This window comes from Leifsonia sp. GW821-FHT13C05, assembly GCF_058806515.1.
Genome location: NZ_JBXAPT010000003.1, coordinates 102625 through 128471, shown reverse-complemented (window position 1 = coordinate 128471; position 25847 = coordinate 102625). Strand labels below are relative to the sequence as shown.

23 protein-coding genes and 1 tRNA gene are annotated in these 25847 nt (G+C 69.9%); 1 reads left to right on the top strand and 23 read right to left on the bottom strand.

Annotation, left to right across the window (positions count from 1 at the left end):
* Positions 1 to 18: 18 nt before the first annotated feature.
* The 19 genes from AC1ROC_RS11005 to topA form a co-directional block, all read right to left on the bottom strand.
* Positions 19 to 780, bottom strand: coding sequence for a 3-hydroxyacyl-CoA dehydrogenase (locus AC1ROC_RS11005; protein WP_493000144.1), 762 nt, complete (start codon positions 778 to 780; stop codon positions 19 to 21).
* A gap of 26 nt (positions 781 to 806) precedes the next feature.
* Complete coding sequence (locus tag AC1ROC_RS11000; RefSeq protein WP_493000142.1) at positions 807 to 1994, bottom strand: thiolase family protein; 1188 nt, start codon at positions 1992 to 1994, stop codon at positions 807 to 809.
* A 1-nt stretch (position 1995) separates the two neighbouring features.
* Positions 1996 to 3462 carry an NAD-dependent succinate-semialdehyde dehydrogenase gene (locus AC1ROC_RS10995; RefSeq protein WP_493000140.1) on the bottom strand — a complete coding sequence of 489 codons (1467 nt, stop codon included), beginning with the start codon at positions 3460 to 3462 and terminating at the stop codon, positions 1996 to 1998.
* On the bottom strand, positions 3459 to 3962 hold the full coding sequence (locus AC1ROC_RS10990; protein ID WP_085369209.1) for an Lrp/AsnC family transcriptional regulator: 504 nt from the start codon (positions 3960 to 3962) through the stop codon (positions 3459 to 3461). Before AC1ROC_RS10990 ends, AC1ROC_RS10995 begins: the two co-directional genes overlap by 4 nt.
* Positions 3963 to 4011: 49 nt before the next feature.
* On the bottom strand, positions 4012 to 4782 hold the full coding sequence (locus AC1ROC_RS10985; protein WP_493000137.1) for an alpha/beta fold hydrolase: 771 nt from the start codon (positions 4780 to 4782) through the stop codon (positions 4012 to 4014).
* 1 nt (position 4783) lies between these two features.
* On the bottom strand, positions 4784 to 5107 hold the full coding sequence (locus AC1ROC_RS10980; protein ID WP_085369210.1) for a biotin/lipoyl-containing protein: 324 nt from the start codon (positions 5105 to 5107) through the stop codon (positions 4784 to 4786).
* Positions 5100 to 6128 (bottom strand): alpha-ketoacid dehydrogenase subunit beta, encoded by a 1029-nt coding sequence (locus tag AC1ROC_RS10975; RefSeq protein ID WP_085369211.1) that lies wholly within the window; start codon positions 6126 to 6128, stop codon positions 5100 to 5102. The genes AC1ROC_RS10980 and AC1ROC_RS10975 overlap by 8 nt, the downstream gene beginning before the upstream one ends.
* Positions 6121 to 7152, bottom strand: coding sequence for a thiamine pyrophosphate-dependent enzyme (locus AC1ROC_RS10970; RefSeq protein ID WP_168688817.1), 1032 nt, complete (start codon positions 7150 to 7152; stop codon positions 6121 to 6123). The genes AC1ROC_RS10975 and AC1ROC_RS10970 overlap by 8 nt, the downstream gene beginning before the upstream one ends.
* 145 nt (positions 7153 to 7297) lie before the next feature.
* Positions 7298 to 9529, bottom strand: coding sequence for an MMPL family transporter (locus tag AC1ROC_RS10965; protein WP_493000134.1), 2232 nt, complete (start codon positions 9527 to 9529; stop codon positions 7298 to 7300).
* Between the two features lie 82 nt (positions 9530 to 9611).
* Entirely contained in the window at positions 9612 to 10193 is a 582-nt protein-coding gene (locus tag AC1ROC_RS10960) for an isochorismatase family protein (protein WP_493000132.1), read from the bottom strand.
* Positions 10194 to 10204: 11 nt separating this feature from the next.
* On the bottom strand, positions 10205 to 11830 hold the full coding sequence (locus tag AC1ROC_RS10955) for a D-alanyl-D-alanine carboxypeptidase/D-alanyl-D-alanine-endopeptidase (protein WP_493000130.1): 1626 nt from the start codon (positions 11828 to 11830) through the stop codon (positions 10205 to 10207).
* A gap of 19 nt (positions 11831 to 11849) precedes the next feature.
* Positions 11850 to 13109 (bottom strand): acyltransferase family protein, encoded by a 1260-nt coding sequence (locus AC1ROC_RS10950; RefSeq protein ID WP_493000128.1) that lies wholly within the window; start codon positions 13107 to 13109, stop codon positions 11850 to 11852.
* Positions 13106 to 15661 carry a PKD domain-containing protein gene (locus tag AC1ROC_RS10945; RefSeq protein WP_493000126.1) on the bottom strand — a complete coding sequence of 852 codons (2556 nt, stop codon included), beginning with the start codon at positions 15659 to 15661 and terminating at the stop codon, positions 13106 to 13108. Before AC1ROC_RS10945 ends, AC1ROC_RS10950 begins: the two co-directional genes overlap by 4 nt.
* Positions 15662 to 15946: 285 nt before the next feature.
* Positions 15947 to 16022 (bottom strand) — tRNA-Thr (locus AC1ROC_RS10940).
* Between the two features lie 83 nt (positions 16023 to 16105).
* The gene (locus tag AC1ROC_RS10935; RefSeq protein WP_434951883.1) at positions 16106 to 16792 is read right to left on the bottom strand and encodes a TetR family transcriptional regulator; all 687 of its coding nucleotides are present in this window, start codon (positions 16790 to 16792) and stop codon (positions 16106 to 16108) included.
* A gap of 52 nt (positions 16793 to 16844) precedes the next feature.
* Complete coding sequence (locus AC1ROC_RS10930; RefSeq protein ID WP_493000124.1) at positions 16845 to 18422, bottom strand: alpha/beta hydrolase; 1578 nt, start codon at positions 18420 to 18422, stop codon at positions 16845 to 16847.
* The gene (locus AC1ROC_RS10925; RefSeq protein ID WP_493000122.1) at positions 18419 to 19672 is read right to left on the bottom strand and encodes a DNA polymerase III subunit delta'; all 1254 of its coding nucleotides are present in this window, start codon (positions 19670 to 19672) and stop codon (positions 18419 to 18421) included. Before AC1ROC_RS10925 ends, AC1ROC_RS10930 begins: the two co-directional genes overlap by 4 nt.
* 106 nt (positions 19673 to 19778) lie before the next feature.
* Positions 19779 to 20423, bottom strand: a complete 645-nt coding sequence (gene tmk / locus AC1ROC_RS10920; protein WP_493000120.1) for a dTMP kinase — start codon at positions 20421 to 20423, stop codon at positions 19779 to 19781.
* The gene (topA, locus tag AC1ROC_RS10915) at positions 20420 to 23269 is read right to left on the bottom strand and encodes a type I DNA topoisomerase (protein ID WP_493000118.1); all 2850 of its coding nucleotides are present in this window, start codon (positions 23267 to 23269) and stop codon (positions 20420 to 20422) included. The genes tmk and topA overlap by 4 nt, the downstream gene beginning before the upstream one ends.
* 209 nt (positions 23270 to 23478) lie before the next feature.
* Between topA and AC1ROC_RS10910 the strand changes: the two genes are divergently transcribed.
* Entirely contained in the window at positions 23479 to 23724 is a 246-nt protein-coding gene (locus tag AC1ROC_RS10910) for a hypothetical protein (RefSeq protein WP_085369224.1), read from the top strand.
* Between the two features lie 31 nt (positions 23725 to 23755).
* Here AC1ROC_RS10910 and AC1ROC_RS10905 read toward each other — a convergent pair whose 3' ends face one another.
* The 4 genes from AC1ROC_RS10905 to AC1ROC_RS10890 all read right to left on the bottom strand — a co-directional run bounded on the left by AC1ROC_RS10905 (position 23756) and on the right by AC1ROC_RS10890 (position 25754).
* Positions 23756 to 24175: an Rv3654c family TadE-like protein gene (locus AC1ROC_RS10905; RefSeq protein ID WP_493000116.1), complete on the bottom strand. Its 420-nt coding sequence runs from the start codon at positions 24173 to 24175 to the stop codon at positions 23756 to 23758.
* A gap of 21 nt (positions 24176 to 24196) precedes the next feature.
* The gene (locus tag AC1ROC_RS10900; RefSeq protein WP_247597305.1) at positions 24197 to 24496 is read right to left on the bottom strand and encodes a TadE family type IV pilus minor pilin; all 300 of its coding nucleotides are present in this window, start codon (positions 24494 to 24496) and stop codon (positions 24197 to 24199) included.
* 16 nt (positions 24497 to 24512) lie between these two features.
* Positions 24513 to 24692, bottom strand: coding sequence for a DUF4244 domain-containing protein (locus tag AC1ROC_RS10895; RefSeq protein ID WP_085369227.1), 180 nt, complete (start codon positions 24690 to 24692; stop codon positions 24513 to 24515).
* Positions 24693 to 24818: 126 nt separating this feature from the next.
* The gene (locus AC1ROC_RS10890) at positions 24819 to 25754 is read right to left on the bottom strand and encodes a type II secretion system F family protein (RefSeq protein ID WP_493000113.1); all 936 of its coding nucleotides are present in this window, start codon (positions 25752 to 25754) and stop codon (positions 24819 to 24821) included.
* Positions 25755 to 25847 lie beyond the last annotated feature (93 nt).

The following is a 25847-nucleotide window of genomic DNA, read 5'->3' as shown; positions in this document are numbered from 1 at the left end:
AGCAATGGGGGCGGCCGGTCAGCGGGGCTGCATCCGGATGGCTCCGTCGAGGCGGATGGTCTCGCCGTTGAGCATGGGGTTGGCGATGATGTGGAGGGCGAGGGCGGCGTATTCGGCCGGCTTGCCGAGGCGGGAGGGGTGCGGCACCTGAGCGGCGAGCGAGTCCTGGGCAGGCTGCGGGAGGCCCGCCATCATGGGCGTCTCGAAGATGCCGGGCGCGATCGTGACCACCCGGATGAGGTCCCTGGCGAACTCGCGGGCCAGCGGCAGCGTCATGGCCGCCACTCCGCCCTTCGACGCCGAGTACGCCGACTGCCCGATCTGGCCGTCGAACGCGGCGACGGATGCGGTGTTCACGATCACGCCGCGCTCCTCCCCCAGCGCCTCGGTCTGCACCATCGCTGCCCCGGCCAGCCGCACCACGTTGAACGTCCCGATGAGGTTCACCCTGATCACCCTCTCGAACTGTTGGAGAGGGAGGACGCCATCCCTGCCGAGCACCTTGGCGGCCGTGGCGATCCCCGCGCAGTTGACCACCACCCGCAGCGGGCCGAGCGTCGACGCGACCTCCACCGCCGCCCGCACCTGATCCTCGTTCGCCACGTCGGCAGCCACGAACCGCGCGGTCGGGCCGAGGGCCGTCGCCGCCTTCTCGCCTTCCGAGCCGGGCAGGTCGAGCACGACCACGTGCGCGCCGGCCTCGGTGAGGGCACGGGCCGTGGCGTTGCCGAGCCCGCTGGCGCCTCCGGTGACGATGGCCGAGCATCCGTCGATTTGCATGGTGTTCCCTTTCGCGTGTGCCGCGGTCAGCGGAGGACTTCGATGATGGTGGCGTTGGCGGTGCCTCCGCCTTCGCACATGGCCTGCAGGCCGTAGCGGCCACCGGATGCTTCGAGCTCGCTCAGCAGGGTGGCCAGCAGCCGCGTGCCGGACGAGCCGAGCGCGTGCCCGAGCGCGATCGCGCCACCGTGCGGGTTCAGCTTGGCCGGATCGGTGTCGAACTCGCGCTGCCACAGCAACGGGATGGGCGCGAACGCCTCATTCACCTCGTACGCGTCGATCTCGTCCAGCCGCAGGCCGCTGCGGTCGAGCACCTTCCGCGTCGCAGGGAGCACGCCGGTGAGCATCAGAAGCGGGTCGCTCCCGGCCACCGCGAAGCTATGGAAGCGCGCCCGCGGCCGCAGCCCGAGCCGCTCGGCGGCCTCAGCGCTCATGATGAGCGCCGCAGACGCCCCGTCGGTGAGCGGGGAGGAGTTGCCCGGCGTGATCCGCCAGTCCAGCTGCGGGAAGCGCTCGGCGAGCGCCTCGGTGCGGAACGACGGCTTCAGCGCAGCCAGCGCATCCGGTGTCGTGCCCGGCCGGATGGTCTCGTCGGCCGTGACGCTTCCGCTGTCCGGTGTCGGCACGGGCACCAGCTCGCCGTCGAACGCTCCCGACGAGGCGGCCTCCGCGGCGAGCGCGTGCGAGCGGGCGGCGAAGTCGTCGAGCTCGGGGCGGGCGAACCCCGACTGCTCGGCGATCAGCTCGGCGGAGACGCCCTGGTTGACCAGCCCGTCCGGGTAGCGGTGCTTCAGTAGCGCCCCTCCGATGGATGCGCCGCCCACGTTCGATCCCATCGGCGCGCGGCTCATCGACTCCACCCCGCACGCGATCACGATGTCGTACGCGCCCGCGATCACGCCCTGCGCCGCGAATGCCGCCGCCTGCTGGCTCGACCCGCACTGCCGGTCGATGGTGACGCCGGGGACGCTCTCCGGGAAGCCGGCGCTGAGCACGGCCGTCCTGGTGATGTTGCCGGCCTGCTCGCCCGCCTGGGTGACGCATCCGCCGATCACGTCGTCGACGAGCGCGGGGTCGAGCCCGTTGCGGTGCAGCAGTTCGACCAGCACCCCGGCGAGCAGGTCGGCCGGGTGGATGTCCGAGAGCGCCCCTCCCGGCTTGCCACGCCCGGAGGGGGTGCGGATCACGTCGACGATGACCGCTTCGGCTGCCATCTCAGGCTCCGAACGGGTCGGGGGTGAGCGTGTACTTCGTGGACAGGTATTCGTGGATGCCCTCCAGGCCGCCCTCGCGGCCGAGCCCGGACTGCTTCACCCCGCCGAACGGTGCTGCCGCGTTGGAGACGACGCCGACGTTGAGGCCCATCATCCCGGTCTGCAGCCGCTCGATCATCCGCTGTCCGCGCGCCAGGTCTTTCGTGAACACGTAGGAGACCAGCCCGAATTCGGTGTCGTTGGCGATCCGCACGGCCTCGTCTTCGTCGGCGAAGCGCACGATCGAGAGCACGGGCCCGAAGATCTCCTCGCGGAGGATGTCACTCCCCGCCGCAACGTCGGTGACCACGGTCGGCTCGAAGAACGTGCCGGTGCCCGGGATGCGCGACCCGCCCGCCAGCACGGTCGCGCCGCGGGAGACAGCATCCTGGAGGAGCGTCGCCGCCTTGTCGACCGCATCCTGGTCGATCAGGGGGCCGATGGTGACGCCCTCCTCCGTTCCGCGGCCGACGCGCATCCCGCGCACCCGTTCGGCGACGCGTGCCGCGAACTCGTCGGCGACCGACTCGTGCACGATGAAGCGGTTGGCCGCGGTGCACGCCTCCCCGATGTTGCGGAACTTGGCGAGCATCGCGCCCTCCACCGCCTTGTCGAGGTCTGCGTCCTCGAACACGACGAACGGTGCGTTCCCGCCGAGCTCCATCGAGGTGCGCAGCACGTTCTGTGCGGACTGCTTCAGCAGCGAGCGCCCCACCTCGGTCGAGCCGGTGAACGACAGCTTCCGGAGGCGCGGGTCGGCGATGATCGGCCCGGACACCTTCCCGGACGTGGAGGTGGTGATCACGTTCACCACGCCGGCCGGCAGCCCCGCGTCCTCCAGCAGCTTCGCGAAGTAGAGGGTGGTGAGCGGGGTGAGGGCGGCGGGCTTGACGACCACCGTGCATCCGGCCGCCAGCGCTGGCGCAATCTTGCGGGTGGCCATCGCCAGCGGGAAGTTCCACGGCGTGATGAGGAAGCACGGGCCGACGGGATGCTGCGAGACGATCATCCGCCCTGTCCCCTCCGGGCTGGTGGCGTAGCGACCGGCGATGCGCACGGCCTCCTCGCCGAACCAGCGCAGGAACTCGCCGCCGTACGTGACCTCGCCGTTGGCTTCGGCGAGGGGCTTGCCCATTTCGAGCGTCATCAACAGGGCGAACTCGTCTCGACGCTCCTGCAGCAGGTCGAACGCCCTGCGCAGGATCTCCCCGCGCACGCGCGGCGCCGTGGCCGCCCAGTCGTCGGCAGCGGCGACGGCAGCATCCAGAGCGGCAGCACCGTCCGCCTCCGACGCGTCCGCGATGGTCTTGATGGATTCCCCCGTCGCCGGGTCGAAGACGTCGATGCTGCGGCCCGACGTGCCGTCGACCCACGCGCCGCCGATGTACAGCCGGTCGGGGACCTTCGCCAGGAGTTCCTGCTCGTTCATCTCTCTTCTCCCATGTCTTCTGCGCCTGCGCGCTCCTCCACTGCAGCGGCCACCAGCGGCACGGCGCGGTGGTCGATCTTCGTCGCCAGCGCGATCACCGTCGAGGTGCGCGTGATGCCCGGGTCGCTGACGATGCGGTCGATCACCCGTTGCAGGTCGGCGTTCGAGCGCGCGACGGCGCGGATCATCAGGTCGCCGGCGCCGGTGATGGTGTGCACCTCGAGCACCTCGGGGATCTCGCTCAGGTGCGAGACGACCGTCACGTCCCTGTCGCCCTGCGCGATCTCCGCCGTCACGAACGCCGTCACCGGATAGCCGAGCCGTTCGCTGTCGATGGTCGGTGCGAAATCCTTGACGATGCCGGAGCGCTGCAAGCGGTCGAGTCTCGCCTGAACGGTGCCCCGGGCGACGCCGAGCCTGCGGGATGCCTCGAACACGCCGAGCCTCGGCTCAGCGGTGAGCAGCGCGATCAGCTCGGCGTCCAGCTTGTCGATCGGCATGCGGCCTCCTACGGTCCTCGCACATCGTACGACTCGAAAGTGCGAACGCCTACACGCTGACGGCGGCTCCCAGGAACGGCAGAGCAGCCTGCTTGAACGCTCGCGCGCTCAGCGACGTCACGTGGTTGCGACGGGGCAGTACGACCAGTTCGGCGCCGAGCGCGGCCGCCGCGTCCTCCCGCCCATCGGTCACCGGATCCACCTCGCCGACCACGAGCATCGTCGGCGCGCTCGACCGCAGCGGCAGTGGATGCGCGGCCATCCCGGACACGCACGCGGCGAGCGCTGCCGTGTCGACGCCCGGCGCCTGCCGCAGCGACGACAGCAGCGGGGCGAGCGGAGACTCCGGAGGAACGGTGTCCGTGCCGTCGAGCAGGGCGGAGCGCACAGCATCCACCCCCCAGTGTGCGAACTGCTCGACCGTTCCGATGCCGCCGACGACCACCCGGTGGATGCGCTCGGGCGCGAGCCCGACCAGCGCCAGCGTCACCCACGACCCCATCGAGTACCCGACGACGTCCACGCGGTCGAGACCCTCCGCGTCCAGCACGGCGACGAGGTCGCCGGCGAGCAGTTCCGGGGAGTACGCGGCCGAGTCGTGCGGCGCCGAGCTGCCGCCGTGGCCGCGCAGGTCGGGAACGATGGCGCCACGGCCGGCCTCGGCGAGCGCGCGGACCCAGCCGGTCGCCTCCCAGGTGAGCGCTCCGGTGGTGGCGAAGCCGTGCACGAGGAGCACGGGGTCGTCGCCCGGGTGGCGGACGTATGCGATGCGCATCCCGTCGCCGGTGGTCGCGACGCCCTCGTGTCCGGAGTCGGTCATGTCAGTCCTCCGGCAGCTGGAGGCGCACCCGACGCGCAGGCGCCTCGTCGACGGGCACGGTGCCGACGATCCCGGCGGTGTCGTCGTCGACGGTGAAGGTGATCAGCGACGCCCCGACCTCGAGCGTCTGTCCCTCCTCCGCATGGAACCGCGCGACGGTCCCGGACTGCGGCGACGGCAGCTCGACGGCCGACTTCGTCGTCTCCACCTCGACGAGCGGCGCGTTCCGCTCGACGAAGTCCCCCTCGGCGACCAGCCATTCCAGCACGGTCGCCTCCTGCAGGCCCTCGCCGAGGTCTGGCAGGGCGAACGTGATCTCAGCCACGGCGATACTCCAACGTCTTCTGTACGGCTTCCAGGATGCGGTCGATGCTCGGCAGGTACTCGTCTTCGAGCACCGGGGACGGGTACGGCACATCCCACCCTGTCACGCGCTGCACGGGTGCGCGCAGGTCGCCGAAACAGCGCTCGGTGATGAGCGTGCTGACCTCGGCGCCGAGTCCGGCGGTGAGCGGCGCCTCGTGCACGACGACGGCGCGCTTGGTCTTCGCGACCGACGAGGCGAGCCCGTCGGCGTCGATCGGCTTCAGCCAGCGCAGGTCGACCACCTCGATCTCCACGCCGTCCTCCGCGCCGAGCTCGGCGGCCTGCAGGCAGCGGGCGACCATCGCGCCCCAGGCGACCAGCGTGACGTGCTTGCCCTGCCTGACGACCCGGGATGCGCCCACCGGCAGCCGCTCGGACAGCTCGGCCTCGTCCACGGCGGCCTTGTGCCAGTACCGCGACTTGGGTTCGAGGAAGATCACGGGGTCCGGGTCGTCGATCGCCTGCCGGAGCAGCGTGTACGCCTCCGCCGGGGTCGACGGCGACACCACCTTGAGCCCAGGAACGTGCGCGAACAGCGCCTCCAGGCTCTCTCCGTGGTGCTCCGGCGCGCGGATGCCGCCGAAGCTGGGCAGCCGCAGCGTGATCGGCATCGTGAACGCCCCACGGCTGCGGTAGTGCATCCTGGCGACCTGGTTCACGATCTGGTCGATGGCCGGATAGGAGAACCCGTCGAACTGGATCTCCGGCACCGGACGCCATCCGGCCATCGCGAGGCCGACCGCCATGCCCATGATCCCCGACTCGGCAAGCGTGGTGTCGAACACGCGGTCGTCGCCGTACTTGGCGTTCAGCCCGTCCGTGACGCGGAACACTCCGCCGAGCGTGCCGACGTCCTCCCCGAACACGAGGGTGCGGTCGTCGGCGGCGAGGGCGTCGTCGAGCGCGCGGTTCAGCGCGCGCTGCATCGTGGTGACCTCGGCCGCTGCTGGTCGCTCACGCTCCCTGGTGATCTCAGCCATGTCGTGACTCCTCCCACGCGCGCTTCTGCCCGAGCAGCGCAGCAGGCGCTTCGGCGAACACGAAATCGAACATCTCCTCACCCGGCCGTCCGCCGAGCGCTGCGACGTCGGCGCGCACCCGCTCGGTGAGAGCGTTCGCGGTGTCGGACACCTCGGCGAAGAAGTCGTCGCCGACGGTCCCTGTGGCCCGCAGCCGCTCCTCGCACAGCGACAGCGGGTCGCGCGCGAGCCAGCTCTGCTCCTCGTCCAGGCTGCGGTAGCGCCCGGGGTCGTCGGAGGTCGAGTGCGGGCCGAGACGGTAGGTCATCGCCTCGATCACGGTCGGGCCGCCCCCGTCGCGGGCGCGGTCAAGGGCGTCGCGGGTCGCTTCGTACACGGCGACGACGTCGTTCCCGTCGATCCGCACCCCGGGCATCCCGTACCCGGCGGCGCGCGCGGCGACCGAGCCGCCCGCGACCTGCCTGCTGGTGGGGACCGAGATGGCCCAGCCGTTGTTCTGGCAGAAGAACACGACGGGCAGCTGCGAGACGCCTGCGGTGTTCATGGCCTCGTGGATGTCGCCCTGCGAGCTGGCGCCGTCGCCGAAGTACGCGATCGCGCATCCTCCGTTGCGGTCCAGCTTGGCGCCGAGCGCCCACCCGACGGCGTGCGTGACGGCTCCGCCGACGACGGCGTTGATCGGGGCGAGCCTGGCGGCGGCCGCATCCCACAACCCGCCGTGCCACGCACCCTGGTGCGAGGCGAGATAGGCGACGGGGTCGACCCCCATCGCCACGGCGACGCCCAGCTCCCGGTAGGTCGGGAAGGCGAAGTCGCGCGCCAGGTCGAGGGCGGCGGCGCTGCCCACCTGGGCGGCCTCCTGCCCGCGCATCGGCGCATAGCCGGGCACGATGCCCTGCCGCTGCATGGCGACACCATCGAGGTCGAGCCGCCGCACGGTCACCATCGTGCGATACAGCCGCCGGAGAAGCGCAGCATCGTCGCCACGCTCGCCAACGGCGCTCTCGGGAGTGGTCAGGGTCATGCCGCCATGCTCGCAGGGGTGGATGCGGTGGGCAACACGCTCAGCGTGCGCTGCTCATCCTGTCTATTCCGGATATGGATGCGTCGCCGACACTGCACAATGTGCACAGTCGGCCTCGGGCACGGCAGGCGGATTGCGCTACCGCCTACTCGGCGGTCGTCACCGCTTCCGCCCCGCGCTTCTCGTCGTGCGTGGTCTCCTTCCACAGCTTCGACGGCCACCAGATCGCGCGGCCGATGTCGTAGGAGACGGCGGGCACCAGCAGCGAGCGCACGATGACCGTGTCGAGCAGGACGCCGAAGGCGACGATGAAGGCGATCTGCGCCAGGAACAGGATCGGGATGACGCCGAGGGCCGCGAACGTCGCCGCCAGGACGACGCCGGCCGACGTGATGACGCTGCCCGTCACGCCGAGGCCGCGCAGGATGCCGGGGCGCGTCCCGATGCGGAGGGACTCCTCCCTCACCCGCGTCATCAGGAAGATGTTGTAGTCCACGCCGAGCGCCACCAGGAACACGAAGCCGAACAGCGGCACCGCGGCGTCCGCTCCGGGGAAGTGGAACAGGTGGTTGAACACCAGGGCCGAGACACCGAGCGCTGCCGCGTACGAGAGCACGACGCTCGCGATGAGCAGCACGGGGGCGAGGATCGAGCGGAGCAGCAGCATCAGGATCACCAGGATGACCGCGAGCACGATCGGGATGATCTTGATCAGGTCGCTCTGCGCAGTGTCGTTGGTGTCGAGCGCTATGGCGGTGACGCCGCCGACGAGCACCGTCGGGTCCGTCTTCGGCAGGGTCTCCCTCAGATCGCGGACCGTCTGCTCCGCCGCGGCGGAGTCCGCCTCCGACGAGAGGGTCGCGTTGATGAGCACGCGGCCGTCCTTCACGATCGGCTCCGGCGCCGAACCGGCCGGACCGGATGCGCCGCCGGCCGAGGCGGGCCGGGCGTTGCCGGTGTAGAGCGTGGCCGTCGCGATGCCGTCCGTGTTCTCGACAGCGGAGAGGACAGCATCCGCGTCGTCCTCCGCAGCCACGATGAGCACGGGGCTGCCGGAGCCGGCATCGAAGTGCTTCGCGAGGATCTTCTGCCCGTCTGCCGCGTCGGACTGGGTGAGCACGAGGTCGGTCTGCTGCACCCCGTTCGCCTTCAGCTGGGTGACGCCCGCAGCACACGCCGCGAGAAGCACGAGGGCGACGACCCAGGTCACCCTGGGGCGGCGGGCGATGAGGGTCCCGACCCTGCGCCAGAGTCCCGTGATGCCTTCGAGGCCCGCGATGCGCCGGCCATCGGCGTGCTTGTGCTCCGCCGGATGCTCGCCAACGAACTTCGGGCGGAACGGCCAGAACGAGACCCTGCCGAACACGACGAGCAGCATCGGGAGCAGGGTGAGGGCGGACAGCAGCGAGAACACGATGCCGATGGCGGCGATGGGGCCGAGGCTCTTGTTGGAGTTGAGGTCGGAGAAGAGCAGGCACAGCAAGGCTAGGATCACGGTCGCACCGGAAGCGGCGATCGGCTCCCACGCCGCACGCCAGGCCCGCCCGATGGCCGCCCAGCGCGACTCGACGTGTTCCAGGGACTCCCGGTAGCGGGCGACCAGCAGCAGCGAATAGTCCGTGGCGGCGCCGATCACCAGGATCGACAGGATGCCCTGGCTCTGCCCGCTGAGCTTGATCCAGCCCCACAGCGCGAACAGGTAGACCACCAGGATCGCGGCGCACAGGGCGAAGATCGACGTGAACAACACGAGAAACGGCAGCACGAGCGACCGGTAGACCAGCAGCAGGATGAGGAACACGGCGCCGACGGCCACCAGCAGCAGGATGCCGTCGATGCCGCCGAACGCGTTGACGAGGTCGGCGGTGAGCCCGGCGGGTCCGGTCACCCAGCCCTGCGTGCCGTCCGGCAGGTTGTCGGCGACCACGGTGCGCAGGTCGGCCACCACGGTCTTGACGTGGTCGGAGTCCGCGATCGGAACGATGAACTCGACCGCTTTGCCGTCCTCGGACGGGATCGGCCCCGCGACGCTGGTCTCCGCATCGCCTTCCGGCTTCTGCACGCCGTCGACCTGACCGAGCTTCACGCCGAGGCTCGCGTACTCCGCCAGGTCCGACTTCGGGATGCTCGTGTCCGACTGCACGACGACGATCGCCGGGATCGCGTTCGAGTCCGTGAACTTCTTCTGCCACTCCTGCACTTCGGTCGACTCCGCGCTGGCGGGGAGGAAGGCGGCCTGGCCGTTCTCGGAGACGGAGGAGAGCTTGCCGAAGGTGGGTCCGCCGACGCCCGCGGCGATGAACCAGATGACGATGACGACGGCGGGCAGCACGATGCGCAGCCAGCGTGCCGGATTCCAGTCGGATCGGGTCTTCATCAGTGCGCCTCCGGATTAGCTAGCCAAGTTAGTAATCAGCTTAGCGCGCATAACGCGGGGGTGCTACCCCGCATCCCGGCTATCACCCCGCGGTGACGAGCTCCGCTCCCGCGCGGGCCAGCTCCGCCAGCGCCGCCTCCGACGATGCGGGCGCCACCCCCGCCACCAGATCGGTGAGCACGCGGACGCGCTGACCCTGGCTCAGCGCATCCAGTGCAGACGCCCGCACGCAGTAGTCGGTCGCGATGCCGACGACGTCGATCTGGTCGATGCCGTGCTCGTCGAGCAGGTTGTGCACGCTCGACCCCGCCTCGGTGTGCCCCTCGAAGATCGAATACGCCGGGACGCCCTGGCCCTTCCGGATGTGGAACGTCACCGCAGAGGTGTCGAGCGCCGGGTGGTATTCGGCGCCCGTCGTGGCCGCCACGCAGTGCTGCGGCCAGGTGACGACGAAGTCCGGGGACGCCTCCGTCGCGAAGTGCCCGCCGTTGTCATTGTCGGCGTCGTGCCAGTCGCGGCTGGCGAAGATCTCCGCGTACTCGGAGGCGTGCTCGGCGAGGTAGCGGGTGATCCCCGCGGCCACCGCAGCGCCGCCGTCGACGCCCAGGGCGCCGCCCTCCGTGAAGTCGTTCTGCACGTCGATGATGAACAGAGCCTTGCCCATGATGGCCTCCGTCACTGGTTGGAGAGGTTGCCGCCGCACTTGTAGAAGCCGGTGACGAGCGTGTCGATCGCCTGCTTGGCATTGTCTCCCACATTGCCGAGTGCGAACACCGCGAACGTGAGCGGGGTGCCGTCCGCCGCGTTGATGATCCCGGACAGCGTGTACCCGTTGTCGATCCACCCGGTCTTGGCGAGCACGGCTCCCCTGGCGACCGAGTTCGCTCCGGTGAACCTGCTGTATCCCGGCCCGAGCGTGCCGGACTGCCCGGCGACCGGCAGGCCGTCGTAGACGACGCCGAGCCCGTTCTGCTTGTTGAGCACCTTGATGAACAGCTGCGTCAGGTACGACGGCGGCACGGCGTTGTCCGCGCTGAGCCCCGACCCGTCGGCGATGTGGATGCCCGTGGTGTCGATCCCGTACGGCTTCAGCGCGGCGAGCACCCCGGCGTTCTCGGCGTCGAACGTGTTGCCAGCGCCCGTCTTGATCGCGACGAGCCTGGCCAGCTCCTCCATGATCGTGTTGTCGGAGACGCGCATCGCCTGGTCGATCAGCGTGGTCACCGGCTGCGACTGCACGGCCGCGAGCTGCGGGGCCCCCGCCGGGGCGGTGCCTGCGCTGACCGGGACGTTCGTGCCGAGGTACTGCTGGAAGTACTGCACGGCACGGGCGACGGGGTCGGTGCTGCGCGGGGACTCGACGGCGGTGGGGTCGTCCCTGTCGCCGTCCACCTGCAGCGCCGTGATGTACGAGGTCGAGCCTTCGACGACGCGCTCCTCGCGCTCGTCCCAGCTCGGCTGCCAGACCGGGCCGCCGAACAGCGACGTGTCCGTGACGATCGAGGTGATGGGCTGGCCGCCCATCGCCTGGTTGACCTGGTTCGCGAGATCCTGGATCTTCGGGGCGCCGGTGTAGAACGACGCCTGCCCGTCCGGCAGCCGGGAGAGCGTGACGTCTCCCCCGCCGACGATGACGATCTGGCCGGGCGCGCTTCCCTTGACCACGGTGGTCGCCACCCGATAGTCGGGGCCGAGCACCTGCAGGGCGGCAGCGGAGGTGAGGGTCTTCAGCACGCTCGCGGTGGGTCCCGGCTTTCCGCCGTTCCTGTCGAAGACGACCTCGCCGGTGCGCGCATCCACCACCTGGGCTTCGAGGTTGCCGAGCCTGCCGTCCTGTGACAGCCCGGCGACGGAGCAGGTGCGCACGCGGCTCGCCGCCGGCTGGTTGGCGGGGACGGGACGCACAGGGTCGGCGGTCTTGGTCGGGGTGGGCGTGGGAGTCGGGGTCGCGCTGTGGGTCGGGACCGCCGCCGCCTCGGCGGACGAGCCGACGGTCGCGCCGAGGGCGACCGATCCTGCGCCGAGGATGACGAACGCAGCGGATGCCCCGGCGATGATCCACGCCTTCGGGTGGTTCCTGATCGCAGCGAGCACGCCGCCGAAGGCGGCGGCCGCACCGGCGCCGACGCCTGCGCCCGACCCTGCGCGCTCCTCCGAGCGCCTGGCCGCGCGGGTCGACGCCGTGGCGGGATCGCTCGGCGATGCCGAGTCCGCTGGGGGAACGATGGTGGCGGGGGTGTCGGCCGATTCCGGCTCAGAGCCGTCCGGCATGCCAATATCGGGCTGGTCCGATTCGCGCATCCGGGTATATTACCTGCGTTTACTGGGAGAGCGAATCCGGATGCGCCGGTGCGAGCACGCGCCGTGTCGCGGCCGGCGGCGCCAGGATCGCCCGCCCGACCCGCTGCGACAGCAGCATCGACGGCCGCTCGACCACCCGGTAGAACCCCTCCGCCGCCAGCAGGATCACCGGCAGCAGCGCCAGCGCGACGAACAGCCAGGGCAGCCATGCGTCCGCCCTGGTGACCAGCGCGGCAGCCACCAGGATCGGCTCGTGGATGAGGTACACGCTGAACGAGCGCGTGCCCGCCCACTGCACCGGCCGGGTCTCCAGCACCCGCCTTGCCGGGGCTTCGAGCGCGATGAAGACCACCCCGGCCACCCCGATCAGGCTCACAGCGGCGAGCGCCGCGGACAGCGGCGTGTACACCGCGCCCGTCGGCACGAGGCTCGGCGAGATCATCAGCAGCAGCGCTCCCGCGATCACCGGCCACCAGCTCCGGATGCGCGTGGCCAGCCGCGTGATCGTCTCCCGCCGCGAGGCGACGATCATCCCGATCCCGAACACCGGCAGGTACTGCAGCATCCCTCCGGTCAGCCACGACTGCGGGAGTGCGTCGAGCACGGCCGGGAAGCGCGAGACGGCGGACAGGACGATGAGCAACGCGATGCCGCCCAGCCACCAGTCGTGCACGCGCGCGACCTTCAGCAGCACGAACATCACGGGGAGCAGCAGCGAGAACCACACCTCCCAGGTCAGCGACCACAGCGGGCTGTCGAGGTTGGAGGTGCCGAGCACCAGCACCAGGTCGTGCCACACCGCCGAGAAAGTCGGCGGGAGGTGGGTGGCCAGCCAGCTGCTCCCCACCGATGGGTCGCGCGGCACGGCCACGGCCAACAGCAGCGCGAACGCCACGGCACCCCACACCGGGACGTACAGCCTCAGGATGCGCCTGCCGTAGTACGCCAGGATGCTCCTCGGACTCTGCCTGTGCGTCAGCAGCGGGAGCGTGAGCACGAAACCGGAGAGCACGAAGAAGATCAGCACGGCCTCGTGCCCGGGCATGACCAGTCGCAACGGCGTGCGGAACAGCCACCATTCCGGGGTCAGCGGCGTCGCGTCCGCCTTCTCGATGTAGAGCACGGAGACCGCCGGCACCACGAGCAGTGCGTGATAGAGCACCACAGACAGGGCGGCGACCCCGCGGAGGCCATCGAGGGAGCGGTACCGATGACCGGTCGCCGCCGGTGCCGCCCCGTGCGCGGCTTCGGGCGCCCCCTCGCCCGGAGCCGACGTCACGGAACGACCGCCACGGCGTAGTTGTCGAACCGGGTGGTCACCGGGGTGAGCGTCGCCGCCGCCGACACGTACACGCGCAGGCCGACGGCGCCCTTCGCCTGGAGGGCGGCGGTCGCGTCCGTCACGCTCGCCTGCCAGGCGGCGGGCTCGGCCTGGATGGCCGGCCAGAGCTTCGCGCGCACGGTGGTCGGCGACGTGCCGAACACCTGGACGCGCAGCGAGAGCTGCTGGCCCGCCGCGTATGTCAGCCCGGAGACCGGCACGGCCTGCAGGGTGTTGCCGCTCTGCAGCAGCTGCACCTGCACGGCCCCGCTCGAGCTGATCCAGGCGCGGCCCTCGTAGCCGACGGAACCGACCTGGCGTCCGATGGCGGAGACGAAGATCCCGCCACCCGACGACGCGACATCGGTGGTGAAGGTCACCGTCGTGTCCGTCCTGTTCGACGACACCGCGTTCAGCGTCTCCGTCTTGGTGTTCCCGGCCGGCACGATCATCTGCCCGGTCCCGGAGGCGACGGTGTACGCCGTGGCGACCCCCGCGCCCGTCCAGGCGCCGCCGACATCCGCGGTGCCCCAGCCGCTCGCGACCGACCGTTCGAACGCATCCCGTGCCACCGTGTTGCCGGTTGCCGCCGTGACCGTCACCGACTTGGAGGTGCTGGCCTGGCCGCCCCTGTTGTCCGTCACCGTGAGGGCGACCGTGTACGTGCCGGCGGCCGGGTAGGTGTGGCCTGCCGTGGCGCCCGTCGCCGTGCCCCCGTCGCCGAACGTCCACGCGTACGAGGCGATGGAGCCGTCCGGATCACTGGATGCGCTGCCGTCGACGGACACGGACAGCCCGTTCGGCGTCGCCACGAACGACGCGACCGGGTTCTGGTTCGCTCCTCCGCCCGCGATGGTCACCGTGTTGCCCGTTCGGTTGATCTGGTTGCCGTCCGGATCGGTGACGTAGAGGCGATAGGTGTGCTGGCTGCCCCCGGCGAGCCCGCTGTCGGTGAAGCCCATCGCCGGACGGTTCCAGAACGTCGACAGCTGGTTGGTCTGGTAGACCGGGCTGGCGGTGTTGCCGTCGCGGACGAGCTTGTAGTTCAGGTTGGTGTTGTCCTGGTCGTACGTCGATGTCCAGGTGATCCTGGCCTGCCCTGCGGCGGGCGAGGTGGCGTTCGGCGTGGCGGCGGTGTTGTTGTTCGGCCCGACCTTGCTGCGCACGACGCTGTCGAACGCGTACCGGGTGAGCCCGTACTGGGCGACACCGTTGACGAACGGGAACTCACCGCCGACCGCGAGGTACTGACTGTTGCCCGCCAGGCTCCACGCGGCCTGCCCCTGGCCGGTGTACGAACCGGTCACGTAGTCGGGGAACCAGTTCAGCAGCGTCGGCGACGGCTGGCCGCTGAAGTTGAAGTAGCTGCGGTTCCCGTCGTTCGTGAGCGTGCCCGTCCTCGCCTTCGAGAACGCGATGGAGTGGTGGAAGGTGCGCGGGTTGGTCTCCGGGTATCCGCCGACGTTCCGGCAGTCGTGCGGATGGCCGACGGCGTAGAGCGCGTCGCCGAGCGGGTAGACCGAGTACGTGTCGCCGTGGCAATCCTCCAGCCAGATGAGGGCTCCCGAGTTCGCGTCGGCCGCGAAACTGCCCTCCAGATTGCCGCCGGAACCGAACACGTACCCGGCGCCGTAGATGCGGTCGGCTGTCGCGACCAGGGTGGTGATCCCGGCCTGCGTTCCCGCATCCCTGACCACGCTGTTGGCGGGGAAGGGCAGGGCGGTCCCTGTCGTCCCCGTGAGCATGGCCAGGCCGTAGTGGGCGCTGCCGTTCACGTTCTTGAAGCGGCCGCCCGCATACACTTTGCTGCCGTCCGGGCTGACGGCCAGCGCATCCACGACGTAGTCGGCGCTCGCGGTCCAGCCGGTCATCAACGAGCCGTTGGATGCGTCGATCTTGGCGATGTAGCCCCGGCTCGTGCCGTTCACGCTCGAGAACGTGCCTCCCGCGTAGACCGCCGTGTTGGTCGCAGCGAGCGCGCGGACCTGGCTCTCCATGATCGGCCGGAACGAGCTGACGATCTGGCCGGTCGCCGTGCTGATCGCCACGATGCGGTAGTAGTTGCCCCCACCCGCCGTGGTGAAGTCGCCTCCGACGTATACGCGGCTCCCGTCCGGTGTCGCCGCGACGGCCAGCGCCTGCGCGTTCAGCGGCACGTTGAAGGAGGTGATGAGCGCGCCGGTGGTGATGTTGTACGCGAGCAGGTTGCTTCGCGGAGTCGTGTTCGACCCGGCCGGCGACCCTGCGGGGCGCGCGGTGCTGAACTTGCCGGCGACGTAGACGGTGTTCCCGACGACGGTCTGCGCCCAGGCGACGCCGTCGATCTGCGTCGTCGGCAGCGCATCCGCCCCGACGGTCGGCGGCGTGGCCGGATTGGTCGGGTCGGGAGGCATGGTGTCTGCGCTGGCCGGGACGGCGATCACCAGCCCTCCGAAGACGAGACCGATCGCCGTCATGACGGACGCGGCGATACCGAGACCTCGGGACCTGGACGTGCGGAAAATGCTCATGACAACCTCGGGCAGGCTTGTCGTCTCGCGCTGCGGACAGTGCGGGATGCGCCCGGCGGCTCGGCGAAGCGGCGGGCGGATGTGAAGTTTCGGGTTCGCGCTTCGGCGCCGCTCTCGTCGAGCGCTGCCCCGGCTACGAGTTCGGCGGGCTCTCGGCCCAGCCAAACCTGAATGTTTCTCAACTTCCGACCAGAGTACGCCTCAGACAGCCCGGTTGACCCCGTGCTGGCACGGATTTCTGGTGTGAGGCAAAAGAAGAAGCCCCGACCTGCGGGACGGGGCCGGTGGAGCCGCCCAAGGGAATCGAACCCTTGACCTTCTCATTACGAGTGAGATGCTCTGCCGACTGAGCTAGGGCGGCGTGGGTCTCGCCCGGGGGCGTAACACACAGTCAGATAGCTTACCCGATGTTGGAGGGTGCCACTGACCATCTGAGATTGCGGCTCAGCGCACCTGGGTGCCGAGCGCCTGCAGCTGTGCGAACGAGCTGCGGAGGCGGTCGGCCAGCGGCTCGACGCCTCCGTGGTCCGCCCAGCACGACCAGGCGTGGCGCATCCCGGCGAAGGAGACGTATGTGACGAGCCTGGCGCGCTGGTGCAGCGCTTCATGCTCGTCAGCGAGCTCGGGATCGTCGTGGGCGAGGCGGCGCTGCACGATGGCGCTGAGGGCGTCTTCGAATTGGTGCATGCTCGCCATGCGCTGGGCAAAGAGTTCCGGGTTGTCTTTGAGGAGGGCCCTGCGGAGCGCGTGGAGTTCGTGGACGCTCCTGGTCGCGTCCGCCGCCTCCGCTCCCCCTGGATCGCCGTCGGTGAGTTCGATCGTGTCGATCGCCGCGATCAGGAGTTCGCTGATGCCGTCGAGGATGGGCTCGTCCGGCCCGGCGTCGATGAAGCGTTCGATGCGCTCCTCGTCCGGCAGCTCGGGAAGCTCGCCGATGATGGCGGACTCTTTCGACGGGAAGTAGTTGAAGAACGTCCGGGGCGACACGTTCGCCGCGTGGCTGATCTCGTCGATGGTCACCCGGTCGAAACCGCGCTCGCTGGCGAGTTCGAGGGCGGCCAGCTGGATCGCGCGCCTGGTCGCCAGGCGCTTCCGCTCGCGGAGTCCGAGTTCCTCCTGCACCATGCTCATGCGACGATTATTTCATTCTCTGCAAATTTGCACCACTCCGTGGAGGGTCGGATCAGCAGGTCTTGCCGTCCTCCGGGATGGTGCCCTTGACGAGGAACTCGTCGACGGCGCCGTTCACGCACGAGTTGGACTTGTTGTACGCCGTGTGGCCCTCGCCCTTGTAGGTGAGCAGGTGCCCGTTCTCGAGCTCGCCAGCGAGGTTCTTGGCCCACACGTACGGGGTCGCCGGGTCGTTCGTGGTTCCGACGACCAGGATGGGCGCGGAGCCCTTCGCGGCGATCGGACCGCGCTCGACGGTCGAGGTGTACGGCCAGTTCGCGCATCCGATGTCGCCATAGGACATGTACGGGCCGATCACCGGCGCGTCCTTCGCGAGCTGGGCCGCCTGCGCGCGCATCGTCGCCGGGTCGGCGTCGTAGGTGTAGTCGAGGCAGTTGATCGCCATGAACGCCTCGGTGGAGTTGTCCCCGTACGTCCCGTCGCTCTGCCTGTTGTTGTATGCGTCCGCCAGCGAGAAGGCGGTGGATGCGCTCCCCTTCATCACCGAGGTGAACATGTCGCTCAGGTACGACCATGCCGTCGCGTCGTAGAGCGGGTAGATGATCGCGGTGACGAGCGTGTTCGCGCCGAGTTCCCGCCCGTCCGAGTTGCGGATGGGGCTGCGCTCGACCGAGGAGAGCAGGTCGCTGATGGTCTTCATCGAGTCGTCGACCGAGCCGCTGAACGGGCAGTCCTTCTGCGCGAGACAGTCCTTGAGGTATGCACGCAGCGCGCTCTCGAAGCCTTCGGCCTGCACCTTGGTCACGTCGAAGTTGCTCGCGGCGGGGTCGAGCGCTCCGTCGAGGACGAGGCGGCCGGTCTTGCCGGGGTAGAGGTCGGCGTAGACCGCGCCGAGGTATGTGCCGTACGAATATCCGAGGTAGTTGAGCTTCTTGTCGCCCAGCACGGCGCGCAGCAGGTCGAGGTCGCGCGCGGCGCTGACGGTGTCGACGTGCTCCAGCAGCGATCCGGTGTTGGTCGAGCAGGCGGAGCCGAAGTCCTTCGACACCGTCGTGTTCTCCGCGATCCACTCGTCCGACCCGCGCGTGCCCGGCGTGATGCCGTACAGGTATTCGTCCATCTGCTTGGCGTCGTAGCACTTCACGGCTGTCGAGTGCCCGACACCCCGCGGATCGAAGCCGACCACGTCGAAGTGCTGCTGCAGCGTGCTGTCCGTCGCGTAGTCGACGGAGTCCCTCACGAAGTCGTAGCCGGAACCGCCAGGGCCGCCAGGGTTCACCAGCAGCGATCCCTGCCTCGTGCCCTTGGCGGTCTGCCGGATGAGCGCCAGCTCGATCTCGCCCGCCGACGGCTTCTTCCAGTCCAGGGGCGCTTTGGCCGTCGCGCACTGCTTGCCGGAGGCGCAGCTCTGCCACTTCAGCACCTGGCTGTAGAACGGCTGCAGGTCGGCGGCGACCTGCTCGGCGACGGGGGTGGAGGTCTGCGTGGTCTTGGCGGGGATGAACCAGGTGACGCATCCGGTGAGGGTCAGGGCGACGACGGCGGCGATCGCGACGAGCGCGGTGCGGGTGCTGCGGCGCGCTCGGCTCCGGGCGGGGCGAGCGGCTGGGCGGCCCTGGCGGGTGGTCACTGGTCGTTCCCCTTTCGAGCGGCACCGCCGCGCAGGATGGTGGTGAGCATGGCCTCGATCGCCAGCGCGGGCGCGACGTTCCCGTCGATCCTCTGCCGGGCGGTGGCGATCGCATCCATCGCGGCGAGCGTAGCTGCGGGACTCGTGTGAGTGCTGAGAGCATCCAGCCGGTCGCGCAGTTCGAGGTTCACGAGCTCGCTCTGACTGCCGAGCTGCAGCATCATCACGTCCCGATACAGCGAGAGCAGGTCGACCAGGATGCGGTCGATGCCGTCGCGGAGGCTGCGCGTCGCCCGCCGTTTCTGGTCCTCCTCGAGCTGCCGGAGCTGCGAGCGCAGCGCGGGAGGGATGGTGCCACCCGGTTCGATGCCGAGCGAGCGCAGCGCGTGCTCGCGTTCCTCCGCATCCCGTTCCTCGGTGATCGCCTTCGCGTCTGCGCCGGCGATCTCGAGCAGGCTCGCCGCGGTGATCACGGCGTCGGACACCGACCGGATGCGCAGCACGCGCTCCAGGGTCTCCTCGCGCCTGCGCCTGGCCTCGTCGTTGGTCGCGAGCCGGTGCGCCATGCCGATGTGGCTCTGCGCGTGCCTGGCAGCCCGTTCGGCCGTCACGGGGTCGACCCCGTCACGGCGCTCGATGAGGGACGCGACATCGGACACGCTCGGAACGCGCAGCCGCACGGTGCGGACCCGCGACCGGATGGTCGGGATCAGGTCGGCGTCGCTGGGCGCGCAGAGGATCCAGACGGTGCGCTCCGGGGGCTCCTCCAGAGCCTTGAGGAGCACGTTCGACGTGCGCTCGCTCATCCGGTCGGCGTCTTCGATGATCATCACGCGATACCGGCCGACGGACGGGGAGAACTGCGAGCTGGCGACCAGCGTGCGCACCTCCTCGATGGAGATGATGACCCGTTCGGTGCTGAGCACGGCAAGGTCGGGGTGCGTGCGCGCCTCCACCTGGCGCTGTGTCGCCAGGTCGCCCTCCGGGGTGCCGGGGCTGAGCAGCGCGGTCGCGAAGGCGAACGCGAGGTTGGACCTCCCGGAGCCGGGCGGCCCGGTGATCAGCCAGGAGTGCGTCATGCTCCGTCCGGTCGGCGAGCCGGACGTGGAGCCTGCAGCCGTCGCGGACCCTGCGGCGCCTCCTTCAGCGACGGCGACAGTGGATGCGCTGGGCGCAGACCCTCCCGCCGCTGCGGCTTTGAAGATGGCGATGGCGTCGTCCTGACCCGTCAGGTCATCCCACACTGCCATGCCTCCCAGGCTAGCGGTCGCCACCGACACCGCCGAACCCACGACGTCTCCGGATGCGCGGCTCTCGGCCACGATCAGACATATGCCTGGTCACACATACGCCTGGTCACACGTACGGTTCGAGCCTGGCGCGGATGTCCGCGGCGATCTCGTCGACGGGACGCGATGCATCCACCACCAGGAACCGCTCGGGCTCCGCCTCGGCCAGACCGAGGTATGCGCCGCGCACGCGGGCGTGGAAGTCGGACTTCTCTGCCTCGAGCCTGTCGTAGCGGGTGCGCGAGGAGTCGAGCCGCTGCCTGGCGGTGGCCTCGTCGAGGTCGAGGAGGATCGTCAGGTCGGGCAGGAGTCCTTGCGCCGCCCACAGCGACAGGTCGCGGATCTCCTTCGGGTCGAGCACCCGGCCTGCGCCCTGATACGCGACGGAGGAGTCGAGGTAGCGGTCCTGCAGGACCACCTCTCCGCGCGCGAGCGCCGGCCGCACGAAGGTCTCGATGTGGTGCGCCCGGTCGGCCGCGTAGAGGAGGGCTTCTGCGCGCGCGGCGATGTCGCCCCGGTGGTGCAGCACGATCTCGCGGATCTCGACGCCCACCTCCGTGCCACCCGGCTCGCGGGTTCGCACGACGGTGCGGCCGCGCGCGGCCAGCCACTCCTCGATCAGCTTCGCCTGCGTTGACTTGCCCGTGCCGTCGCCGCCCTCGATGGTGATGAAGAGCCCGCGACGTTCCGGATGCGCGTCGACCGTGCTCACTCCGCTGCCGGTTTCGTGGCCGCCGCCTTGCGTGTGGTGGTGGTCTTGGCTGCTGTCGTCTTCGCCGCGGTCGTCTTCGCCGCCGTGGTCTTCGCCGCTGTCGTCTTCGCCGCCGTGGTCTTCGCCGCAGGCTTCTTCGCGGGCGCCTTCTTCGCCGGAGCCTTCTTGGCCGGAGCCTTCTTGGCGGGACCCTTGGCTCGCTTGTCAGCGAGAAGCTGCACTGCCCGCTCGAAGTCGACCTCGTCGACCGTCTCGCCGCGCGGGATGGTCGCGTTCGTCTCGCCGTCGGTCACGTACGGGCCGAACCGGCCGTCCTTGACCTTGATCGCCTTGCCGCTGACGGGGTCGGCGTCGAACTCCTTGAGCGCGCTCGACGCCCGGCGGTTGCCGTACTTGGGCTGCGCGAACAGTTCGAGCGCCCCCGCCAGGTCGATGCCGAAGATATCGTCCTCGCTGGTCAGCGAACGGGTGTCCGTGCCCTTCTTGAGGTATGCGCCGTACCGCCCGTTCTGGGCCTGGATCTCTTCCCCGCTCTCCGGGTCGATCCCGACCGTGCGCGGCAGGTCGAGCAGCTGCAGGGCGGTGTCGAGGTCGAGGGTCGCGAGATCCATCGACTTGAACAGGGACGCCGTGCGCGGCTTCGCGGCCGCTGCCTTCTTCGCCGGCTTCTTGGCCGGAGCGGCGACGACTTCTCCCGTGGCCTGGTCGACGGTCTCCGCCGCGGCCTCCTCCGGGTCGATCTCGGTCACGTACGGCCCGAACCGGCCGTCCTTCGCGACGATGTTCTTGCCGTTCTCGGGGTTCACGCCGAGGACCCGGTCGGTGAGGACGGGCGCTTCGATGAGCTCGTGCGCCTTGGCGGGCGTCAGCTCGTCGGGGGCCAGCTCCGGCGGGATGTTCACCCGGCGGGGCGTTGCCCCTTCGGCCGCGCCTTCTTCGGCGACTTCGAGATATGGGCCGTACTTGCCGATTCGCAGCGTCACGTCGTCGTCGATGGCGATCGAGTTGATGCTGCGCGCGTCGATCTCACCCATGTTGTCGATGACCCGGCGCAGGCCGGTGTGCTTGTCGCTGCCGAAGTAGAAGCTGTTTAGCCAGTCGACGCGCTCGGCCTCGCCGTCGGCGATGCGGTCGAGGTCGTCTTCCATCTCGGCGGTGAAGTCGTACTGCACGAGGTCGCCGAAGTAGTCCTCCAGCAGCCGGACGACGGAGAACGCCACCCAGCTCGGGACGAGCGCCTGGCCGCGGGGCGTGACATACCCACGGTCGACGATGGTCGAGATGATGCTCGCGAACGTCGACGGCCGGCCGATGCCCAGCTCTTCGAGCGCCTTGACGAGGCTGGCCTCCGTGTAGCGCGGCGGCGGGGTGGTCTCGTGGCCGTCGGCCTCCACATCCTGGACATGCAGCTCCTGGCCGACCTGCAGCGGAGGCAGCTTGGCGTCGGCGGAGTCGGACGAGTTGCGCTCTTCGTCCTTGCTCTCCTCGTATGCGTTGAGGAAGCCGCGGAAGGTGATGACGGTGCCGCTCGCGGTGAACTCGCCGACGGTGCCGCCGTGGACGCCCTCGGTGATCTTCGTCTCGACGGTGACGGAGGCGGTCTGTCCCTTGGCGTCGGCCATCTGCGAGGCGACGGTGCGCTTCCAGATCAGGTCGTACAGGCGGAACTCGTTGCCGCGGAGCACCTTCTCGAGCTCGGCGGGTGTCCGGAAGACCTCACCGGACGGGCGGATCGCCTCGTGCGCCTCCTGGGCGTTCTTGCTCTTCGAGGCGTATGTACGCGGCTTGTCAGGAACCGTCTCCGGTCCGTAGAGCTTGGCGGCCTGGGTGCGGGCCGCGTTGGTGGCCTGCTGGGAGAGCGAAGCGGAGTCGGTTCGCATATAGGTGATGTAGCCGCTCTCGTACAGCGACTGTGCGACGCTCATCGTCTGCTTCGCGGAGAAGCGCAGCTTGCGCGCGGCCTCCTGCTGCATGGTCGACGTGGTGAACGGCGCGGCCGGGCGGCGGGAGTACGGCTTGGAGTCGACCTTGCCGACCGTGACGACGGTGCTCGGCTGCGAGATGGCGGCGGCGAGGCTGGTCGCGGTCTCCTCGTCCAGGGTGCGCGCGTTGGACGTGAGCTTTCCGTGGTCGTCGAAGTCGCGCCCTGTGGCGACGCGCTCGCCGGACAGCCGGGCGAGCCTGGCCTCGAAACCGTTCGCCTCTTCCGGCGTGAAGTGTGCGGTCAGGCCCCAGTACGAGGCAGGGACGAACGCGAGACGCTCGCGCTCCCTGTCGACGACGAGCCTGGTCGCGGCGGACTGAACACGCCCGGCGGACAGTCCGGGGCCGACCTTGCGCCACAGCACCGGCGACACCTCGTACCCGTAAAGCCGGTCCAGGATGCGCCTGGTCTCCTGGGCATCGACCAGAGCGGTGTCGATCTCTCTGGTGTTGTCCCGTGCCTTCTCGATGGCTTCTTTGGTGATCTCGTGGAACACCATCCGCTTCACGGGGACCTTCGGCTGCAGCACCTCGATGAGGTGCCACGCGATGGCCTCTCCTTCGCGGTCCTCATCCGTGGCGAGGAGGAGTTCGTCGGCGTTCTTGAGCGCCCGCTTGAGGTCGGCGACGGTCTTCTTCTTCTGGTCGGAGACCACGTAGTAGGGCTCGAAGCCCTTCTCGACGTCGACGGAGAACTTGCCGAGCGAGCCCTTCTTGAGCTCGGGCGGAAGGTTCTTGGGCTCGATGAGGTCGCGGATGTGTCCGACGGATGCCATCACCTCGTAGCCGTCACCCAGATACTGAGCGATCGACTTCACCTTGTTCGGTGACTCGACGATGACGAGTTTCTTCGTGTCAGACACCTGACTCCTCTTATATGTACGCACTGTGTTGCAACAGTTAGACGTTCGTAGCGCGCTCCCCCGGCGCCGCACCCCTGCGGCGAGCGTGGGCCACACGGCCCGACAGGCAAACCATACACACCTGAGCCGCTTGTCTGCCTAATCCGCGGTTCTGCGTTCGCCGAGGGCGCAGCCCTTGTGGTTGCGGGAGGCGGGAGGAAAATGAGGTCATGGCTACCACTTCAACGACGACGTATACCGCCAAACTGACCGACGGCCCCCTCGAGGGCAAGACCATCGCGACCGAATACCTGGACAGCGGCCAGCCCCGCCCGCGACTCGAGATCCCGTCCCCGACCGCGGGCAAGCGCTACCTCTATATCCGCTCCTCCGCGATCGAGTTCGCCTCCGACGACGCCCTCGACCGCCGCCCGAGCGCCGTGGAGTACCGCTATCTGGAGGCCATCTTCGACTGACCATCCCGTCCGCTGCCCTCACGGCCTGCTCTCACTGCGTCCCTGGCGGACCCGCGCGGGCCGAAGCGTGCGCCGCCAGCCCGAGGTAGGAGACGGAGGTCTCGACGATGGCGACGACACCCTCCAGCTCGCACGACAGCAGCTGCGCGGCGTTGGCCGCCGCGACGCTCTCCGCCGCCTGACAGGGGCTCCCCGGCTTGAGCCCGGACGCCACATCCGCCGCGGCGAGCGCCGCAGCATCCGCCGCTGCCGCCGCCACGCGCCGCGCTGCGAACGCCCCGCCGAGCGCGACGGCCACGGTACCGGAGCAGATGACGGCACCGATCACCGCGACCGCGAGCACACTGGCCGCACCGCGGTCACTCCGGAGACGCGCACTCAGCCGGCGCCTGCGTGACCGCGCCTCGGCGCCCGGGCGGCGTGTGGCGTCTCGGCGCTCTAGCTCACCCATCTCCTCCTCCTTCCGCGGCGCCTAGTCATCGAGCGCGCACGCTCTCGCCGAGACGGCCAGCCCGAGCGCTCCGAGGCCGGTGACCGCGCTCGCGCTGGTCGCTCGCGCGCAGACCATTCCTCCCTCACGCTCGACGGTCAGTTCCGCGTTGGCCATCCGGCGGGCGGTGTCTGCGGGGTCGTCGCCCCGGGCGAGCATCCGGGCGGACTGGGCGGCCGCATCCACCAGTCGCGACTGCTGGGTCACCGCCTGCACGGCACCGAGGCACAGGGCGAGGCAGGCGAGCACGGCGGGAAGCGCCACCGCGAACTCGGCGGTCACGCTTCCCCGTTCGCCGTCAGACCCCGGTGGTGAGTGCACGTGTCACCAGGTCGGTGAGGATGGCCTTGACCTCGTCGCCACGCAGCAACACCACCAGCAGCCCGGCGAAGCCGACCGCCCCCATCGTCGCCACCGCGTATTCGGCCGTCGCCGACCCCCGTTCCTCCCGGATGACCCGTGAGATGAATCCCGTCATGATGCCTCGTTCCTTTGGTCTGTGTCTGTTGTTCGTGTGTTGGTGCGGTCGCGGCTGCGAGCGCACTTCCAGCCTTCGGGGTGGGACGAGTGGTTGCTCCATGCATCCGGGATCGGTGGAGAACCGTCAGAATGCGGAGACTGTGGAGGAGACGATCGAGAGAACCACGGGAGCGACGCCGAGAAGCATGAAACTCGGCAGCACGCACACCCCGAGCGGGACCATCGACCGCACGGCCAACGCCGCCGCGTCACTCCTCCCCTGCATCCTCCGTCGTCGCCGCGCCTGAGCCGCCGCGCTCCGCAGGAGGTCGACCGCAGGCGCTCCCGCCCGTTGCGCCAGGCTCAGGATGCGCGCGACGGACGCCCGGTCGTCTTCGTGCACCGGATGAGTCGCGCATGCCTCGTCGCACAGGGCCAGAGCGTTGGGCACCCCGAGCCCTCCGCTCAGCGCGACGGCGAGCAGGTCGTGTCTCAGGCCTGGGAGGTCGGATCCGGGGCTGGCGCGATGCAGGAGGGCGCGCATCCACCGTCGGCCGAGCAGGAGGAGAAGGGTGCCGGAGCCGAGGAGTGCCCAGCCGACCACCGAGCCGGTGAGCGTTCCGAGCAGGTCGACCCCCATCACGACCGCGAGCGCCATTCCCACCAGCGGCAGCCAGGAGACGAGCCGGGCGGTCGCCCGCGGTCCGGCGAGGGCGATGGCGATGTCCCGCTCCGTCTCCGCGCGGTCGCGCAAGGCGTCGGCGATGGTGCGGAGGGTGGGCGCCAAGGGTGCACCTGCGGCGTCGGCGACGTGCCACGCGGCGGCGAGTACCCGACCGGACGCGTCGTCGGGCGACCGCGAGCGGGCGCGGCGGGGAGGAGCGAGCGTCCCGGCTCTGACGGCGGAGGTGGAGTCGACGGAGGCCGCCGATGCAGCCACAAGTGCGTCGGCGACGCGCTCGCCCGCTTCGATCCGCACGACCGCCCGCACGACGAGTGGATGCGCGGAGAACTCCCGCACGTACCCCCAAGCCGCCGTGGGCGTCACCCCGGCTTCCAGCAGCGCGACGAGTTCCTCCACCAACTCCGCCAGCTGTTCAGCCGCTGCGCCTGGCCCGGCAACCGCGCGACGACCACGCCGGCCCTCCTCACCGCGCACCCGCGGTCGACGCAC